14 protein-coding genes and 1 riboswitch are annotated in these 18,256 nt (G+C 66.0%); of the genes, 4 read left to right on the plus strand and 10 right to left on the minus strand.

Features of this window, described 5'->3' with window-relative positions; all coding sequences use genetic code 11:
• Positions 1–45: 45 nt before the first annotated feature.
• The 8 genes from LOY37_RS14520 to LOY37_RS14555 form a co-directional block, all read right to left on the minus strand.
• Positions 46–582: a response regulator gene (locus LOY37_RS14520; protein WP_258715064.1), complete on the minus strand. Its 537-nt coding sequence runs from the start codon at positions 580–582 to the stop codon at positions 46–48.
• A 229-nt stretch (positions 583–811) separates the two neighbouring features.
• Complete coding sequence (locus LOY37_RS14525) at positions 812–1,459, minus strand: SurA N-terminal domain-containing protein (RefSeq protein ID WP_123566611.1); 648 nt, start codon at positions 1,457–1,459, stop codon at positions 812–814.
• Entirely contained in the window at positions 1,456–2,991 is a 1,536-nt protein-coding gene (locus LOY37_RS14530; RefSeq protein WP_258715065.1) for an ABC transporter substrate-binding protein, read from the minus strand. The genes LOY37_RS14525 and LOY37_RS14530 overlap by 4 nt, the downstream gene beginning before the upstream one ends.
• A 3-nt stretch (positions 2,992–2,994) precedes the next feature.
• Entirely contained in the window at positions 2,995–3,618 is a 624-nt protein-coding gene (locus LOY37_RS14535; protein ID WP_258717194.1) for an SCO family protein, read from the minus strand.
• Between the two features lie 17 nt (positions 3,619–3,635).
• Entirely contained in the window at positions 3,636–4,283 is a 648-nt protein-coding gene (locus LOY37_RS14540; protein ID WP_258606896.1) for an SCO family protein, read from the minus strand.
• Positions 4,280–6,259 carry a YncE family protein gene (locus LOY37_RS14545; protein WP_045198292.1) on the minus strand — a complete coding sequence of 660 codons (1,980 nt, stop codon included), beginning with the start codon at positions 6,257–6,259 and terminating at the stop codon, positions 4,280–4,282. The genes LOY37_RS14540 and LOY37_RS14545 overlap by 4 nt, the downstream gene beginning before the upstream one ends.
• 14 nt (positions 6,260–6,273) lie before the next feature.
• Positions 6,274–12,147 (minus strand): manganese-oxidizing multicopper oxidase MnxG, encoded by a 5,874-nt coding sequence (mnxG, locus tag LOY37_RS14550; RefSeq protein WP_258715066.1) that lies wholly within the window; start codon positions 12,145–12,147, stop codon positions 6,274–6,276.
• A gap of 186 nt (positions 12,148–12,333) precedes the next feature.
• Positions 12,334–12,933: a lytic transglycosylase domain-containing protein gene (locus LOY37_RS14555; protein WP_258715067.1), complete on the minus strand. Its 600-nt coding sequence runs from the start codon at positions 12,931–12,933 to the stop codon at positions 12,334–12,336.
• A 177-nt stretch (positions 12,934–13,110) separates the two neighbouring features.
• Here LOY37_RS14555 and gspG point away from each other — a divergent pair, with 177 nt between their 5' ends.
• The 4 genes from gspG (at position 13,111) to tenA (ending at position 16,287) form a co-directional block, all read left to right on the plus strand.
• Complete coding sequence (gspG, locus tag LOY37_RS14560; protein ID WP_045198278.1) at positions 13,111–13,533, plus strand: type II secretion system major pseudopilin GspG; 423 nt, start codon at positions 13,111–13,113, stop codon at positions 13,531–13,533.
• Positions 13,534–13,548: 15 nt separating this feature from the next.
• A complete protein-coding gene (locus tag LOY37_RS14565) occupies positions 13,549–14,736 on the plus strand; it encodes a type II secretion system F family protein (RefSeq protein WP_093382220.1) in 1,188 nt (395 codons plus the stop codon).
• A gap of 38 nt (positions 14,737–14,774) precedes the next feature.
• A riboswitch (TPP riboswitch) is annotated at positions 14,775–14,889 on the plus strand.
• Positions 14,890–14,970: 81 nt separating this feature from the next.
• Positions 14,971–15,618: a TenA family protein gene (locus LOY37_RS14570; RefSeq protein WP_258715068.1), complete on the plus strand. Its 648-nt coding sequence runs from the start codon at positions 14,971–14,973 to the stop codon at positions 15,616–15,618.
• Between the two features lie 3 nt (positions 15,619–15,621).
• Complete coding sequence (gene tenA, locus LOY37_RS14575; protein WP_258593641.1) at positions 15,622–16,287, plus strand: thiaminase II; 666 nt, start codon at positions 15,622–15,624, stop codon at positions 16,285–16,287.
• Positions 16,288–16,306: 19 nt separating this feature from the next.
• Here tenA and xerC read toward each other — a convergent pair whose 3' ends face one another.
• Both xerC and LOY37_RS14585 read right to left on the minus strand, forming a co-directional pair.
• Complete coding sequence (xerC, locus tag LOY37_RS14580) at positions 16,307–17,221, minus strand: tyrosine recombinase XerC (protein ID WP_093382210.1); 915 nt, start codon at positions 17,219–17,221, stop codon at positions 16,307–16,309.
• A 181-nt stretch (positions 17,222–17,402) separates the two neighbouring features.
• On the minus strand, positions 17,403–18,209 hold the full coding sequence (locus LOY37_RS14585; protein WP_258715069.1) for a hypothetical protein: 807 nt from the start codon (positions 18,207–18,209) through the stop codon (positions 17,403–17,405).
• Between the last annotated feature and the right edge of the window lie 47 nt (positions 18,210–18,256).

Consider the following 18,256-nt stretch of genomic DNA (forward strand, 5'->3'; position numbering starts at 1 on the left):
CTCCGACGCGGGGCGCGGAGAGCCTGGTTCAGCCCTGCTCGCGCGTTATTCCCCGGTGAGCAGCTGGTCGTCGTCGGGCCCCGGCGGCCGTGCGCCATTACGTCGGCGATCGGCCAGGACCCAGCTACCGTCGAACAACTGCAGGGGGAAACTCTCACTCCTGCTCTGGCGTCGTTCGACGAACCCTGTGTCCTTGTCGGCTGCGCGCCGGCTTTCTCGCTTGATGCCCATCAGGTCGAGGACTGCGCGGGCCAGTTCCGCCAGGGGAAAAGGCTTGAACAGGATATGGCTGACACCCAGTTGGCTGGCCCGCTCACGGACCTCGGCGGTCGGGTGGGCGGTGATCAGCACGAAATGACAGCGCGTACCTTGTTGGCGCACAGACTCCAGAACCTGAAACCCCTCCATATCGGGCAAGCGATAATCCAGCACTACCACTTCGGGCCGGGTGCGTTCGGCAGCGCCGATGGCACTGGCTCCGTCGTGGGCAACATGGACGTCGAGGCCTTGCAGAACCAGGTAATCCTGGATATTGCCGGCAAGGGTCTGTTCGTCATCGACTACCAATACTCTGTTCACCAAGGTCCACTCCCTGAAGCATCGCTGGCCCGGTTTCCCGGCCCGGCACGAGTGCGGCCTTGTAGAGGCTTACGCATGCTTCGTGCCAGGCGTGATACGGCGCAAATCACTGTGCTATGTCGTTGATTCTGTGAGCATAGACGCAAACGGGTGCTAGCCCCTTCCCCAATCCCGGGGGACAGATGGCGTTTTGCCCCTAGTGCTGCCCCCAATAGTGGGGGCGGCGCGGCGCTCAGTCGATACGCTGCAGTTGACCGCTGTCGCGCAAGCGTTGCAACAACGCCTGACGCGCCTGCGTCTGCAGTTGATCGATAAGAAGGGTTTTAGCCATTGCAAGTCCTTGCTCCCGTTGGACAGGGTCGCCCTGGCTTTGGTTCTGCCCACCCGCAAAGGTTTTCGCGTTGGCTTGATAGAACGCCGACACCTGCGCCGCGCTTGGCTCCGGCACGCGGCTGGCAGCCACGAACACCTGCTGCGCGGCCATCTCCTGACGGGTGTAAGCGGCAAAGCTCTGGGGGTCGAAACCGGCATCGGCCAGGCGCCGCTCGAACACTTCATTGCTGCCGAACGCCTGGCGCAGGTGGCCGATGCGCGCCTCGACCTCGGCATCACTGACCGCCACGCCCTGGCGCTGGGCCTCCTGCCACAGCAGCTCGCGGTCGATCAGGTCGTTCAGCGCCTGTTCGCGCAGGCGCTTGTACACGCTGGGGTTGCGGATACTGGTCAGCGCCCTGCCCTGGTCCTCAAGATACTCGGCAAAATAGCGCTCCAGGCGCATCTGGCTGATCTCCACGCCGTTGACCCGCGCCGCCGGCGGCCCGTCCGCGGCGTGCAGCGATACAGCCAACAGGCACAGCAGCAACGGCATCAGGCGGTTCATGGCGACCTCGTCTCAAGGACACTCTGGTAGGCGGCAACCGGATAGAACACCGGGCCGGGCATTTCAACGGTGACCACATGCGCACCGTTCAGGCCCTGGCGCCGGCCCGGGCCAAAGCCCAGGGCCGGGGTCAGGCCGGTGTGCACGTCGTGCAGGCCTTCGAGGGCCTGGGTGAGTTTCTCGCGGCTGGCGTCACGCCCGGCGCGCTTGAGCGCTTCTTCAAGCAATTGCATGGCGCACCAGGTACTGACCTGCAACAAGCCTTGGCGGCCATCCAGGCCCTGGCGCTGGCGCAGCGCGGTGAGCGCCTCGCGGCCCTGGGCGGTCCAGTCGCTGGGGATGAACGGATAGGCCAGGAACACCCGCCGCGACCACGCCTGCGGCACCAGCAGCAGCTCGCTGGCGACCTGGCTTGAGGCGGCGAACAGGTAAGGCGTGCGCCCGGCCTGCTGCAAGGCGTCGGTCAGGCGGCTGAAAGCCGAGGCCTTGCCGAGATAGAACAGCGCCTGCCCGGTCGGCGCCTGCTGCTCGAAGGCCTCGACCTTGACCTGGCTCCAGCCGCGCGCCAGCAAGGCCTCGCGCAAACTGGCCGCCAGCGCGGCCTGGTTGGCCTCGGCATAAACGATAGTCACCTGGGCCTGCTGCAACGACAGGCTGCCTTGGGCGTAGTCGGCCAGGCTCAGCAGCTGCTCACGCAGCCCGGGCAAGGGGTCGAACACCTGGCGACTGCCGGCCAGCTGCGGGGCGGCGCCGATCAACGGCAGGCGCGCCTGCTCCAGGCGCTCGCCCAGCGTGGCATCAAGGGCTGGCGCCATCGGCGCGACCAGGGCGAATACCCGCTGCTGGTCGATCAGTTGCGCCAGCGCCTGCTCGGCACTGGCCTGGTCGGGGCCGGGGTCGAGGTTGACCAGCTGCAAGCTGCGGCCATGAATGCCGCCCTGGCGGTTGATCTGCTCGATACGGTCGGCCAACACCGCCGCCACCACCCGCGCAGGCTCGGCCAGAGCGCCCTGGGTCGGCAGCAAGGTGCCCAGGCGCAGGATCTGTTCCTCCAGCCCAGGGTCGCGGTCATCGGCCAGGCGCTTGAGGTAGGCACTGAGGTCGCGCTGGTCGGCCATGCTCAGGACAAAGCGCGGCATCGCCGGGTCCAGGCGGTTGCCGGCCGGGTCGCGGCCCTCCTGGATGGCGCGGGCCAGGTTCGCCTCGGTGTAAACCGGATAGCGGCGGCCATTGACCTCGCGCATGCCCTGCCCGCCGGCCAGGCGCTGCCAGTTCAACGACGGCGGACGCACTCCGCCCTCGGCCCGGCCCAGGCCATCGTTGCCGTGGCAACTGGCACAGGGTACGACGCTGGCCGGCACCAGCATGTCGGCGGCGCCGACCCGCGCCGACACCTGGGCATCGCTGCTCGACAGGCCTTCGCGGTACAGGCGCTTGCCGGCCTGCTCCTGCGGGCTGAGCTCGAGGGCGCTGGCCAGCGGGCTGACCAGCAGCACGCTCAGCAGCAGGCCGATAGCCAGGCGCGCGGCCATGGCTCAGCGCCCCGCCAAGGGTTGCGACAGCAGTTGCAGACGCTGGGCGATGGCTTGCGCCGGCGCGTCCGGGCGGATCTTGCTCCAGCGCTTGTTGGCCACGTCGCCGGCAATCAACTGGGTCGAATGCTGCTCGGGGCTTGGAATCAAGTGGCCCAGGCGCGCCAAGACTAGGTCCATCTGCGCCTTGTCACCGGTGAGGAACAGCCAGTTGGCGCTGTCCACCCCCTGTTTTTCGGCAAAGGCCTTGAGCACCGCCGGGGTGTCGTTCTGCGGGTCGCTGCTCAGGGAAATGAACGTGACCTTGCTGGCTGCGTCTTCGCCCAGGGCTTCGCGCACCTCGCGCAGCTTGCGGGTAATCAGCGGGCAGGCGTCATTGCAGTGGGTGAAGATCACATTGAGCAGCACCACGCGGTCTTTCAGGACGTCTTCGTAAAAGCGCAGGTTGCGACCGTTCTGGTCCTGCAGCACGGTGTCGGTGAAGTACGTGCGGGCGTCGCGGGTCCCGCCCTCGGCCGTCGCCGGGGTGGCGTTGGGCGGTGGTGCGCCATGGCCTTCATGGGCCAGGGCCACTGAGCTGAGGATCCACAGGCACAGCGCCAGGGCCAGCCAGTCGGTGCTGCGCATGCCACGGCTGACGGCGCTCATGGTTGCACCTCCTGGGCAATGGCGGTGTGCTTGGCGTGCACCCGGCGGGCGCTGAGGCGGTCGATTTCGCTGATCAGCAGCTGTGGGTCGGTAAAGCCGTAATAGCGCGTCCAGTGGCCGCTGTGGCCGTCACCGACAAGGATCAGCGGCGGATGCTGGCCAAGGTCGGCGCTGAAGCTGCCCAGGCCCTTGAGGGTTTCGTTGATGGCATACGGGGTGCCGGTCAGCCAGCTCCAGCCCGGGCCGTTCTGGAACGTCTGGGCGTAGCCGAGCAGGCGCTTGGGATCATCGCGCTGCGGGTCGACGCTGATCGACACCAGTTGTACTTCGGTGCCGACCCGGCCGCCCAGCTGCTTCTGCACCTTGGCCATGATCGAGGAAACCACCGGGCACACCGTGGTGCAACTGGTGTAGATAAAGCCCATGACCACCAGGTGATCGGCCACCAGGTCCTTTTCCAGGCGCACCGGCATGCCGTTCTGGTCGAGCAACGAGACATCGGCAAAGCGCACCGAGGTCTTTTCCTGGTGGGCGGCGGGCGCGCCATGGCCGCTGTGGTCGACACCGTTGTGGGCCTGGGCGATACCGCAACTGGCGGCGAGCAGGCAGAGGCTGAACAGTCTGCAGCGATCGAGCAGTTTCATTGCACACTCCTTGGTCCGGCGTCGGATGCTTGCTGTGCGCCGGCGGGCATTACCCGCAGGCTGGTGTAGTTGTTCTCGGCAAAGCGCTTGCCCAGTGACGGCGCCTGCACGTGCAGGTACCAGGCGCCGGCTTCAAGTTGTTCCAGCGGCGCCTCGTAGATGCCCTCGCCCACTTCGCGGACCACGCTGGTCCGGGCCCGCGAGGTGGGCGCGAGAAAGTAGCGCAGGCTCAGGTCCTTGATCCCGGTGCGCGGCGTGCCGTTGCCCTCGCTGATGCGAAAGCGCGCGATCAGCGGCCGGCCCTGGTCGACCACCGAGGGGCCGATAAGGAACTCCACCCGTGGCGTCTGCCGGTGCGGGGCGCTGCTGGAAGCCGCCACTTCGGTACTGAAGCAGTGAATGATCTGCGGCTGGTTGAGCAAAAAGGCGACATCGAAGGTACCGGCGGCTGGCAGCTTGATGGTCGAGCTGTACACCCCCGGCGCCACCTCGCGCAGGCTGCGGTCGATGACCAGCGCGGCGCGGGCGCTGTGGCCGCGGTTGGCGTAGCCGGACATCGGCGCGTTCATGCCTTCGGCGTAGAAGTAGGTGGTGTTGTCCACCGGGTTGACCACAAACACCGAGTTCTCGTCGCGGGCCACGGTCAGGCCCTGGGCCAGCGGCAGGTCACCGGCCTGGCGCGGCGCCGCGGGCCCGGCTTCGAAGCCCTGGACGATCGGCTGGCGGCCTTCGCCGAGGCTGCTGAGGTTGATCATGCTGACCTTGGGCGAGGCCAGGCCGCGGACATAGGCATAGGCCTGGGTGAAGGTCAGCTGGTAGGGTTCGGCGGCCACCGGCAGGCTGTGGATCAGCCGGTCGCTGCTGGCATCGATGACCATGGCCTGGCTTTGCAGGGTGTTGAGGACGATGCCGAAGCGCCCGTCATTGCTGAAGCGCATCGGCCCCAGGCCCTGCTTGCCTTCGATCAGGTGGCGCTGGGTGTGGCTGCGGGCATCGATGACGCTGATGCTGCCGTCGCGGCCATCGGCCACGTACACCGCCTGGGACAGCGGCGAATAAGCCACCGACAAAGGGTGCGAGCCGACCTTGAGGGTTTTCACCAGGCGCATCTCGCTGGCGTCGATCACGCTCAGGGTGCCGCTGTCGCGGTTGCTGACAAAGGCGTAGCGCGAATCGCTGCTAAAGGCGATTTCGTGGTGACCGGCGCCGGTGGCGAAAAACTTCAGAGTCTTGCGGCTGGGCACGTCGATCACTGTCACCCCACTGCTCTGGGCGTCGCGGGCATTGTTGCCGACCCACAGCAGGCGCTGGTCGGGCTGCATCGCCAGGCGCAGCGGCTGCTTGCCGGCCGGCAGGTTGGCGACGCGCTGGAAGGTCTCGGTGTCGATAAGCGCCACTTCGCCGCGCTCCGGCATCGACACGTAGACCTGCTTGTCATCCTTGCTCGCCACCCAGTCCATCGGCGTGCCCGGCAGTTCGATGCGCGCCAGGGTGCTGGTGACCCCGCCCACCGACACCGACGGATCAATCACCGTGAGGCTGGCGTCCTTGTTCAGCACCAGCAGGAAGTAGCTGTTCAAATCGAGCAAGGGCCGTGCGCCGATGCTGCTTTTGAGAAACAGCGCCACCCGTGCCTTGCAACTGGTGCTGCGGTCCTTGGCGGCTTCGCCGGTCAGCGCCGGGTCCAGCCAGGCGCCGGGGGATACCCCCGACAATGGCTGGCCGCTGTTCTGGTCGGTGATCTTGAAGCGCACATTGGCGAAGCTGCCTTCGGTCAAGGTCCCGCCGCTGCCCAGCGGCCGCGCCTCGAACTCGACGCTGACGCCGTCGCGGCTGAAGCTATGCAGGCCCTGGGGGTCACCTTCGGCCTGCTCGCTGCGCGGGTCGCACCACAGGCTTTCGTAACTCACCCCCAGGCCGATCAGAGTCAGGCCCACCAGCAGGCCCAGGTACAGCGGTCGATTCTTGTTGTTCATGACCTTCCCCTCACTCACTGTGCTGGCGGCGTGGCCGGTGGTGTTTCGTTGGTCACCCGCAGGATCCCCCACAACCCGGAGGCGTTGCCGTAGGCGGCGTAGTCGCGGAACAGGTAGTCACCCGGCACCGCGTTGCTGCCGCCGGCGCTAGGCAGCATGAAACTGAAGTGCGCGGCCGGCAGCACGCTCTCCTGGGCGCCGATGTACATGGCCTGCGGGTTGTAGCCAAAGCGCACCGAACCGATACCGGGCTGGTACATCGGGTAGCCACCGGGGTCGGCCTTCTCCGGCTGGTAGGCGTGCAGCGGCCACAGGTGCCCGTCGAGCTGGTAGGTAATGCCGCGGCTGCCACCGGTGGGCATCAGCACGTGGTTGCGCAGTGGCTGGCCAGGCTTGGCCCAGAGCACCGGGGTTTGCGGATCGCCGCCGACCAGGGCGTTGCTGTAGGCCATGTGGGCATTGGCTACATCGGCCCAGCCATTGCCATCGGCATGGCCGAACGGCGCATCCGGGGCCAGGCCGAAGCGGAACCACAACGGCTCGGTCTTGTAGTTGATGGCCATGTTCGAGTTGTCCTTCGGATCGCCCGGCACGCCGTTGCCTTCAGTGGCAATGCCCTCCACCGGCCGGCCATCGGCCCAGCGCATGTTCAGCGAGCGCTGCCACAAGGTGGCGAAGTCGCGGTAGGCGGTTTGCCCCGGCACCTGCACGGTGGCCGAGGCGCGGCTGGCCGTGTCTTCGCTCCAGGTGGCACCCAGCGGCAGGATGCTCATGGCGCCGATCAGGCCCTTTTGCCCCTGCTTGATGACATCGGCCGGGGTGATGTTCAGGCCGCCGAACTCGATGGCGGTGGTGTTGATGTTGTCCACCGCACGGCCCATCTGCAGCACCGGCTTGCCTTCGCGCTCCAGGTGCCCGGCGTAGTACTGGTAGACCTTGCTCGGGTAGGCGCCGCTGTTGCCGGCCCGTGGCGGCACGGTCTGCACCGGGTTCTGGCCGACGTTGGCGCCGTCCGACTTGGTGATGTCGTAGGCCAGCAACTGGGCATGCAGGCCGACATGGCTGGAGGGCCGCATGAGGTTGTTGTTGAAGGCGGTGGAGCCTTCACTGCCATTGCGGTCGCGCTTGACCACGTTCTGCATCACGGCGGTACTCGGCAGGTCGGGCATTACCTGCGGCAGGCGGTTTTCCAGGGTGACCTTCAGGCACTCACCGGCAGCGGCGCGCAGCACCAGCGGCTCGATCGGCACACCGGGCTTGAGCTTGCCGGTGCCCGGGTCGAGGTCGGCCTTGCGCACATAGAGGATTGCCGTCGGATCGTGCAGCGGGCCGCTGTGGCCGCCGATGGTGAAGGTCTCGCCATCTTCGGGGTCGGTCACCGTCACCTGCGGGATGCTGGTGCGCCGGCTGTTGTACACCAGGGTGCCGCCGCTGGCCTTGAGCGGGCCGCCGACGTGCTGGCCGGCGCTGGCCGGGTCGGTGATGCTCACACCCAGCGAGTTGCCGAGGATATCGTTGGCCAGGGCGGCGACGACTTCATAGCTGCGCTGCACCGTTGGCCGGGTGCCGATACCATTGGTGTTGGCGGTAAAGCGCGGGCAGATGCCGTCGAATGCCACGGTATTGCGCGCCGCCATCGGCAACGGGTTGTTGGGCAGGGCAAACAGGTCGTTGCGGCTGTTGCTGTAGTTGCGCATAACGCCCCAGATGCCATTCCAGTAGCCTTCGTGGGCGGCGTCCAGCGAATACAGGTAGTCACCGTTGGGCGCCGCCGCGCTGGAGATCATCGACACCGGTGCCATGAAGCCCAGTTGCTCGGAGATCCCGACCATCTGCGAGGCCTTCCAGCCGGAGTTCGAGCTGTTGCCGAAGCCCGAGCCGTTCTGCAGCCATTTGACGCCATGCAGGGTCACGTTGTGTTCCTCTTCATGGCCACCGGCATGCATGCGCAGGCGCACGTTGTCGCCAGAGTAGGTGCGCAGCATCGGCGTGAACGGGTCGCCCGGCTCGGCCCCGGCGGCGTTGATGTGCGGCGGGAACAAGGTGGTGCCACCGGTTGGCCCCACAGCCGAGGTAACAGCCGCCGGCGACAGGTTCATCGCCGGGATGGCGCGGTCGGTGCGGCTCTGCATGGCATAGGCGAGATCGCCGGCCAGGCCGTCGGCCTGCATGCCGCGCTTGCCGTCGGGGGCGACCTTGTTGGGGTCGTAGACACGCAGGGCCAGCGGCTCGTTGCGGTAGTTGACGACGAACATCCCCGGGTCATCCACCGAGATTGCCTGCGGGCAAGGCCGGCTCGGGCAGCCCGGGTTGAGCCCGCCGCGCGACTCGACCACCGATTCCAGCAGGTTCGAAGCCTTCTGCCGCACCGGCGGGTTGATCGCATAGCGGAAGCTGTCGGCGCTGGCCGGGTAAGCCTGGGCATTGGGGATGCCGTCCGGGCCGGCACCCACGTAAACGCCGGCCTCATAGGCATGCTGGAAGTCGCTGTACTCGAGGAAAAACTCGCGGTAGCTGTCGTTGCGCCCGTCACCGTCAAGGTCGCCGGTTTTCACCACCGCCTGCCACGAGGTCGGCCCGCCGTCTTCGCGCAGGGCACTGTTGTACAGCAGCTCGCCGGTTTCGGCGTGGTACCAGGTAGAGCCGGCAGGCTCGGCCAGCACGGTGGCGTACAGGCCCAGTTGCTGGTGGGTCGATGGGCCGAGGTGGTCGTGGGTAAAGATGGTGCCCAGGCCACGGTCGACGTTATGCACGTTGACCACCGGGTCGACGAACCAGCGCTGCATGGCCGTGCGTGCGCCCAGCCAGTCGGCGCGCCCGTAGCGGCCGAAGAACGGGTGCGCCTTGGCCACCGGGCACTCGGCCGTGCCTTCGCGCGGGTCGCCGGCGCGGCACTCGTTGAACTCGCGAATCGCATGGATACGCTCGACCACGGTGCCAGGGGAAAGGATACCGTCCTCGTAGTTCCAGCCGTTGGCCGACCCGTCGGCGGCGGTCAGGTCCCATTTTGGCAGGTGGATGTGCTGGCCGATAACGTCGGTTGGCGTACGCACCTGGTAGTCGTCCATTTCATAGTACGAGGGGATCAGGTTGGTGTGCTGGTACATCACGCAGTCGAAGGTGTTCATGCGCATCACCAGCGGCTCCGGTGGGCGCTGCTTGTTGATCACCGCCCAGGCGTCTTCCCAGAGGCTGATGATCCGCGCTTGCGGGAAGTGGTAGCCGACCTTGTTGTACACCGCGTCGAACTGGATGTTGGCGCCCTTGTAGATGCGCGGGCGGTCGGCGGTGAAAGTCGAGCTGCCGGTAAAGCTCATGCCGTCCAGACGCTCGCCGCTGTTGAACTCACCGGCGCCGGACAGTTGGGTCAGGCGCTTGGCGCGGTCGTCCATGCACGGCTCGTAGTACGGCGCACCGGCGGTGGGTGCGGCGCCGTTGGTGCGAAAGTTGCGCGCCACGGTCTGCTTGCCGGGCAGCACGGCGTAGCTTGGGTGCTCCAGCTTGGAGTGAAAGCTCATCGCCGCCTGTTCGACGTCGGTACCCTCCTCGGGCAAAAACACCGCCTTGGCCTTGGTGATGGCCTTGGTGAAGTCCAGCGCAGTGGTGGTCACCAGCGCCTCGCCGCCGGCCGACAGGCCGTCCAGGGCATGGCGTGGCAGGCCGCCGTCCCAGCCACCGACCTGGGCCGGGTCGAGGTTGGCCCACAGGGCGTTGCCGGAGTTTTTCAACTGTTGCGCCTTGGCCGGGTCGAGCATGTCCAGCGGCGGGGTTGGCGGGCGCTGGCCGACGGTGTTTTCCATGCCGCCGATCCAGAACGGGAAGCCCGGGTTCTTCAGGCTGCCGTCGGCGTTGCGGTTGGCCTCGCTGCGATCGACCAGGGCCAGCGAGCCGACTGCGCGCGGCGCGGCGTCGTCATGGCCAGCGTCATCATCGCCCTCTTCTTGCTCATCGTCGTCATGGTTTGCGGCAACCAGGGTTTGCGCCAGCTTGGGAATCACCGCGACCTTGCCGGGCATCGGCGCCATGGCCTTGCCGGGCAACGGCACGATGGCCGGGATCGGCGTACCGGCGACGATCTCGCCGTCCGGCAAGGCCCGGGCGCCCGCGGCCGGCTTGCCGCTGCGCAAGGCGAACGGCACGCTGTGATAGCCGTTTTCGCTCTGCCCGGAGACTTCCAGGCGGGTGCCTTCTTCGAACACATCGTGGACCCGCCACATGCTCCACATACCCTGGGCAAAGTGCGGGTAGAAGTGGCAGTGATAGATCGCATCGCCGGCCACGCGGTTACGGTTGCCCGAGCCGCCGTTGGCGATTTCGTAGGTGTAGCCGACACCCGGGCCGATGCCCTGGGCGTCGACATAGTCGGAGTTGTCGTCATTGGGGTTGAACAGCCACTGGTGGCCGTGCAGGTGAAAGATGTGCTGCTCGTGGCCGTTGTGGGTGTTGCGGAACTTGACCATGTCACCGATGTAGCTGTGGTTGACGTTGGCCGGTTCCGCCGGGTACAGGGCCATGGTCGCCTTGACCCCGACCTGCTCGGCGCTCGGGGTCTGGCCCGGGCGGATGTTCTCCAGGCCGACGTTGGCCGGTACGTCCACCAGCATCGCCACGTCGCCGACGGTGTGCGAACTCAAGAAGAACTCTTCATAGGCGCATGACAGGCAGTCATGCATCGGCCCCACGCCCAGGCGGTTGGCCACAACCTCGGCGCCCATGCCGCCGGAGCCATAGTTGATCATGAACGAGTCGCGGGTCGGCTCCAGCACATGGCCCATTACCGGGTCTGCCCAGTAACCGGGGAAGGCCTGGGTCGAGGCGGCTTCGTCGGTGAACTGCGCGGCGAAATCACGGAACGGCTCCAGACGGTTGGGGATCGCCGGGTTGCGTTTGCCGATGCTTTCCAGCGGGTAGGTCGAGGCCGGGAAACTGCCATCGGCGTTGGGGCCCATGACAATTGCGTCGGATTCGCTGGAGATGATCTCGTTGCCATCGGTCATGGCAATGATCGGCGAACCGGCCTTGCCTTCGCGGATCCACGGCTCCTGCTGCGGGTAGCGCGCCTGGTAGTCGACGATCGGCTGGCCGGTGGGGGTGCGGCCGCTGCTGCTCAGGCGCATCTCTTCTTCGGTCAGGGTATTACGGAAGGTGCGCCCACCTTTGGGCACCACCACCACCTGGCCGAACAGGCCATTGGCGACGTTGCCGGCACCGCCCTCGCCGCCAAAGGTCGCGCCCTGGCTGGTGGCGGCAAACGCGCCTTCACGCTCGGCGTAAAGGGTGTAGGAACGGCTGGCGCCGGGGGCGATCAGGAAGTTGCCGTTGCGCCCGGTATTGGCGGCGATGTCACCGATGCTGTTGACCGCCTGCATGCCGTTGACCTGAAAACCGACATGACGGTCGCTGACCTGCTCGTCGGCGACAAAATGCTCGCCGCCCTGCTCGTTGCCCTCGCCGGCTTCGTTTTCAGCGCCTTCGTTTTCTTCGACCTCGTTCTCTTGCTCGTGGTCGATGCCGTGCTTGTTCGGGTTGGCCTGGTAGGCCAGCAGGTTTTGCAGGTTGATGGTCAGGCAGTCGCCCGCCGCCACCCGCAGCACGATCGGCCGCGGGCGTTTGTCCGGGCGCAGGCTGACCTTGCCCGGTACCGCGGCGCCGCCAGTGGCCAGCGACACCTGGTGCTCGTCGACCACGTCGCGGCGCAGGGCGAACATCATGCCGTTGGCATTCTGCGCACCGAGGCGGTTGAACATCAGTGGCTGATCGAGCGCCACCACATTGGCCACCAGATTGCGCTCGCAGCGCACGGCAGCTTCGCTGAGCGGTTGCCAGGCAAGGCTGGCGGCCGCAAGCAGCAGTGAAGTCAGGACTGAGCCTTTGATTGGAGTCATCATGGCGTGCCTCGGTGGTGCAAGGGGACTCTGGAGGGGCTTGAGCAAAGCCTATGCCAAATTTTTTATTGTTGTTTTTCAGTAGCTTATAAAGCTGAATGAATCTTGATTGGGGGTGATTCCCCGGTATTCCCCACTAATCGGGGGTTGCCTCATCGCGGGGCAAGCCCGCTCCCACAGGTTTTGCGATTACAAAGGCGCATCCACCGCCAGGCCCTGCAGCCGCCGATACTGGCGCAGCACCTTGGGCACGTAGCGCTGGGTTTCGGCAAACGGCGGTACTACCCGACCGCGACGCAGCACCGCATCGGGCCCGGCGTTGTAGGCGGCCACGGCCAGGGTGATGTCGTTGTCGAACAGGGTCAGCATGCGCTTGAGGTAGCGCGCCCCGCCCTGCACGTTGGCGGCCGGGTCGAGAACATTCTTCACACCCATTTCCTTGGCGGTGTCGGGCATCAGCTGCATCAGCCCGGCCGCGCCGCTGGTCGAGCGGGCGTTGGGGTCGTAGCGCGATTCGGCCTGGATCACTGCGTGCAGCAAGGCCGCCGGCAGGTCGTTGGCCTGCGCCGCTGCCGCCACCACTTCGGCGTAGGGCATGCCGGTGATCAGCTGCGGGCCGTTGCTGGCCAGGCTCACGGCCTCGCTGATGACCCGCTGGTAGGTTCGCCCCGGCCGGTGGACGTTGCTCAACACATAACTGCCATCGGCCTTGATCGAGATGTACACATCGGCCTGAGCCGGATTGACTATGGCCAGCCAGGCCAGGATTGCCGCAGTGAGCCAGCGCATCGTGCCACCCTCCCCGTTGCGTCCCCCAGAAAGTGGGGCATATGCCCCGATTGCCAGGGCGTTACCCTTGTGACGCAAGCACTGTGCCGCCTTGCCAGGCCCGTGCGGCAAAGGCCCGGCGCAGACGCGCACGGCAATTGCATAAGGCCTTGCAGCGCACCTGTGGAGGGCCTGGCTATGAACAACAACCATCGCGCGCAACGCGGCTTCACCCTGCTCGAACTGCTGGTAGTCCTGGTCGTGCTGGGCCTCTTGGCCGGCATCGTTGCCCCCAAGTACTTCAGCCAGCTGGGGCGCTCGGAGGCCAAGGTCGCCCGGGCGCAGATCGAAGGCCTGAGCAAGGCCCTGGACCTGTACCGGCTGGAAGTGGGCCACTACCCCAATTCCGAGCAAGGCCTGCAGGCACTGGTGGCGGCACCCAGTGACGAAACCCGCTGGTCGGGCCCGTACCTGCAGAAAAAGGTCCCGCAAGACCCCTGGGGGCGTAACTACATCTACCGCCAGCCCGGTGAAAACGGCGAATACGACCTGCTGTCGATGGGCAAGGACGGCCAGCCCGGTGGCGATGGCGAGAATGCCGAGATCACCAGTTGGCAATAACCGGAGGGCTTGCGCATGCGCTATGAACTCAAGGCCCTGGGCAAGGCCGGGGTAGTCTTGCTCCAGGTCGACGCCCAGGACCCGGGCCAGGCCCGCGAGCAGGTCGAGCAACAGGGCTTGCGGGTGGTCAGCGTGCGCAGTTGCCAGCGCCTGGCCGGTCTGCGCTGGCGGCGTGGCGAGGTGTTCAACCTGGTGCTGTTCAGCCAGGAGCTGACCACCCTGCTCAATGCCGGCCTGCCGCTGATCGACGCCCTCGAGAGCCTGGCCGAAAAAGAGACCGCGCCCCAGGCACGCAAGACCCTCGGCGAACTGGTGCGCCTGCTGTATGAAGGCAAGTCGTTCTCCCAGGCCCTGGCGCAGTTGCCCAGCGTGTTCCCGCCGCTGTACGTGGCGCTGGTGCAATCGAGCGAGAAGACCGGCGCCCTGGGCGATGCCCTCGGCCGCTATGTTGCCTACCGCCAGCGCATGGACGAAGTGCGCCAGAAGATCATCAGCGCCTCGATCTACCCGCTGCTGCTGTTGCTGGTCGGCGGCGGCGTGGTGCTGTTTCTGCTCGGCTATGTGGTACCGCGTTTCAGCCTGGTGTTCGAAGGCCTGGGCACCGAGCTGCCGTGGATGTCGCGCTGGCTGATGCAGGCCGGGATGTTCCTGCACGCGCATCAGCTGGCCATGGCCAGCAGCTTTGGGCTACTCATGGCGCTGCTGTTCATGCTGCGTCGCGAGCCGCGGGTGCGGCGCTGGCTGAACCGCCAGCTGGAACGCCTGCCGGCCCTGCACAAACGCCTGGTGATGTATGAGCTGGCGCGGTTCTACCGCTCGCTGGGGATCCTCCTGCAGGGCGGCATCCCGATTCTCACCGCCATGGCCATGGCCCGCGGCCTGCTCGGCGCGGCCAGTGGCCTGCGGCTGGAGCAGGCCTGTGAACGGGTCAAGGAAGGCCAGTCGCTGTCGGCGGCGCTGGAGGCCGGGCACCTGGTGACGCCAGTGTCGTTGCGCCTGCTGCGCGCTGGCGAGCAGTCGGGCAACCTCGGGCAGATGATGGAGCGCAGCGCCGACTTCTACGACGAGGAGATCAGCCGCTGGATCGAGTGGTTCGTGCGCCTGTTCGAGCCGCTGCTGATGACCTTCATCGGCCTGCTGATCGGCCTGATCGTGATCCTCATGTACATGCCGATCTTCGAGCTGGCCTCGAGCATCCACTAGCGCAACGCGTGACAATCCAGGGCCCTTGCTGTATAGATTCGGCCACCAAGGGGAGCCCGGCAACGGGCTGAGAAACCGCTGGCATGTGCAGCGCGGTGACCCTTCGAACCTGATCCGGATCATGCCGGCGAAGGGATGGGTATTGTGCACCTGCCTTTTTGCCGGCCTCACTGCGGGGCCGACCATGCCAGCCATCACCGGCCCCGCTGTCGTCACGATAAAAAGGACAACAGCATGACCGCGCGCTTCACCGACAGCCTTCGCCAGCAAAGCGAGCCGAGCTGGACCCAGTGCATCGAACACCGCTTCGTCGATGAGCTGCTCGACGGCAGCCTGGCCGACCCTGTGCTGGTCAACTACCTGATCCAGGATCACCGTTTCATCGATGCGTTCCTGACCCTGCTCGGCGCCGCCATCGCCAGCGCCGATACCTTCGAGGCGCGGATTCGCCTGGGGCGCTTTACCGGGGTGATCGCCGGTGAAGAGAACACCTACTTCCTGCGCGCTTTCGAAGCCCTGGGCGTCAGCGAGGCGCAGCGCCTTGAGGCACCGGACTCAGCGCCGACCGCAGGCTTCAAGGCGATCATGCGCGAAGCCGCGGCCACCCGCTCCTACGCCGCCGCCCTGGCGGTGCTCAACGTCGCCGAGGGCCTGTACCTGGACTGGGCGCTGCGGGCCAACAAGCAACTGCCGCCGCGCTTCGAGCACGCCGAGTGGATCACCCTGCACGACAACCCGGCGTTCCAGGACTTTGTCGCCTTCCTGCGCGCCGAGCTGGACCGCGTCGGGCCTGCACACGCACAGGTCAGCCGCGACTTCTTCCTGCGCAGCGTGGCGCTGGAACAGGCGTTTTTCGACGCCGCCTACGACATTGAGGGCTAAACCATGGATATCTTCGAGCGCCTGAAACAGGCCGCCAGCGCCGACTGGCACAGCTACGTCGAGCACGACTTCGTTCGCCAGATGGGCGCCGGCACCCTGGCGCAACCGGCGTTTCGCAAGTACCTGGTGCAGGACTACCTGTTCTTGATCCAGTTCGCCCGTTCCTGGGCCCTGGCCGCCTACAAGAGCCGCACCCTCGCCGACATCCGCGCCGCCCAGGCGGGGCTGGCGGCGATTCTCGACGAAACCGAGCTGCACGTGCGCCTGTGCGAGCGTTGGGGGCTGTCGGCCGACGACCTCGCGGCGACACCCGAGCACCAGGCCACTGTCGCCTACACCCGCTTCGTGCTGGACTGCGGCGCCGCCGGCGACCTGCTGGACCTGCACGTGGCCCTGGCGCCGTGCGTGATCGGCTACGCTGAAATCGGCCGCAACCTGACCCCCGACGGCGTTCAGGCACTGGGCGATCATCCTTACCGCGAGTGGATTGGCGAATACGCAGGCGCCGGCTACCAGGGCGTGGCCACGGCTGCCCGCGCGCACCTGGATGACCTGGCCGCGCGAACCATGACCGAGCGCCGCTTCGAGGAACTGGTCAAGGTCTTCGCCCAGGCCTCGCGGCTGGAAGCCGACTTCTGGCAGATGGGGCTGGATGCGGCTGGACAGTAAGGGTTAAAGATTCCACAGGTCAGTAATCGTAGCGATCCACCGCCCGCCGCCGCTCGTTGTCATCGCGCATGTCGTAGTTGGCGGTGGTCTGGATGTTGGTGTGGTGGGCCAGCTTTTGCGCGATCGACAGGTCATGCTCTTCGATCACCCGGGTGATGAACGAGCGGCGAAAATCGTGGGGCATGATCTTTACCCCGACCTGGGTGCCACGCTGGCGGGCGATGTAGTAGATCGCGTGCTTGGTGATGCGCTCGCGGGTGATGTGGCTGCCACGGCGGATGCGGTTGAACAGGAACTCGTCGTCGGCCTGCCCTTCAGGCAACTGCTCGCGGCGAAACGCCAGCCAGGCATTGAGCTTTGCAAACGCCCAGGGCGGCGCGTATTTGATCAGTTGCTTGTTGCCCTTGCCCAGCACCTGCAGGCTGCGTTCGCTGAAGTCGACCTGGCTGAGGGTCAGGTTGACCGACTCGGACTTGCGCATGCCGGTGCCGTACAGCAAGGCGATCACCGCCGCATCGCGCAACCCCTGCGGGCGCGGGTCGGCAGCGCAGGCGTCCATCAGCTCGCGAATCAGGCTGCGCTTGAGGTTGCGCCCGGCCGGCAGGCGCGTGCCCTGGGTCGGCTTGACCGTGCGGATCTTGAGCAACTGCTCCTGGCTGATCAGGCTCAGGCGCCAGGCCTCGTTCATTACCCCGCGTACCGCGTTGACGTACAGCGACGAGGTGTTCGGCGCATAGCCATCGGCGCGCAAGGCCGCCACCAGCGCGGTGACATGCCCGGGCTCGAGCTGGTGCCAGGGCACCTCGGCGATGTCGCAATCCTCGAAGCCCAGGCGGTCGGCAGCATCCTGGAGGATGTACTTCATGGTCAGCTGGCTGGACGGCGCCAGGCGGGCGAGGTATTGCAGCAAGGGGTTTTGCAGTGAATCGGACAAACCGGGAATCCTGTAGAGCGCAGCTGAGGTCAGGGGCCTGCAACGGGCCAGTCTGACTCGTGACAACACCGTGGCCACTGACCTGCATCACAATCAGGTCATTGATTGGCAAGTCTTTTTAGCCACGGCAAGAATCCCGATAGTACCTCATCGACGCCCCCGGAATCGATTGAGGGCATTTTCATGGCACCGAGTCATCCAGGTACAGCTTCACGGTTTCGCGGGTCAGCGACATGACTTCATGGGTCAAACCGTTGAAATCCGTCTCGCCATGCTCCAGGTAGCCGTCACTGCGCTTGACCACATAGGCCACGTGGCCGCGTGGGCGGCCGGTGTCGTTATCGATGATTTGCAGGCGGTCGCTGTACAGCGGCAACGGCTCGATCCGCGGCACCAGCGGCGAACGACCGATGACAATCGGCTCGGGCTGCCATTGCACCAGGCGCTCGCGGTGCCGGGCCACTTCGGTGAGCACCTGGTCGACCGGCAACTGCAGGGTTTTCGAATAGTAGGCATCGTAAAGAAACGCGGTAATGCTCAGTTTGCAGGGGACATGCGCCTTGTCCGCCAGCAGGCGCTGGATCGCCGGCTTGAGCAGTTCGGTCTGCGTGCTGCGGTCCGGGGTGGTCTTGTAGAAATGCGCGTTGACCACGTAGTTGTAGCCCTTGATTTCGGAGATGCCCTCGAAATCGACACCGCCAACCAGGCTGTAGATCATCGCATGGCCAACGGTGAAATCTTGGTCATCGTCCAGGGCGCAGGTAAACCACTCGCCGATCTGCCCGTCGCCGGTATGCCGTTCGAACAGGCTGATAATCTCTTCGTCGCTGCGAAAGCGCAGGGAGTAAGAACCATCGTGATAGGTGAACGAGGTGAATTCCAGCGGCATCGACTCGATACCGTGGCTGCAACCGCCAAGCGCTAGCGCAGCGCCCAGGGCGCACGCGGCGAGGCGTAAAGAGGGGGCGAACAAAGGGGCGTCATCCATGAGCAAGCGAGGCGCGCAAGAATGCCCAAGGCCGCGCCCGCCAGCAA

Source organism: Pseudomonas sp. B21-012 (assembly GCF_024749305.1).
Taxonomy (GTDB): domain Bacteria; phylum Pseudomonadota; class Gammaproteobacteria; order Pseudomonadales; family Pseudomonadaceae; genus Aquipseudomonas.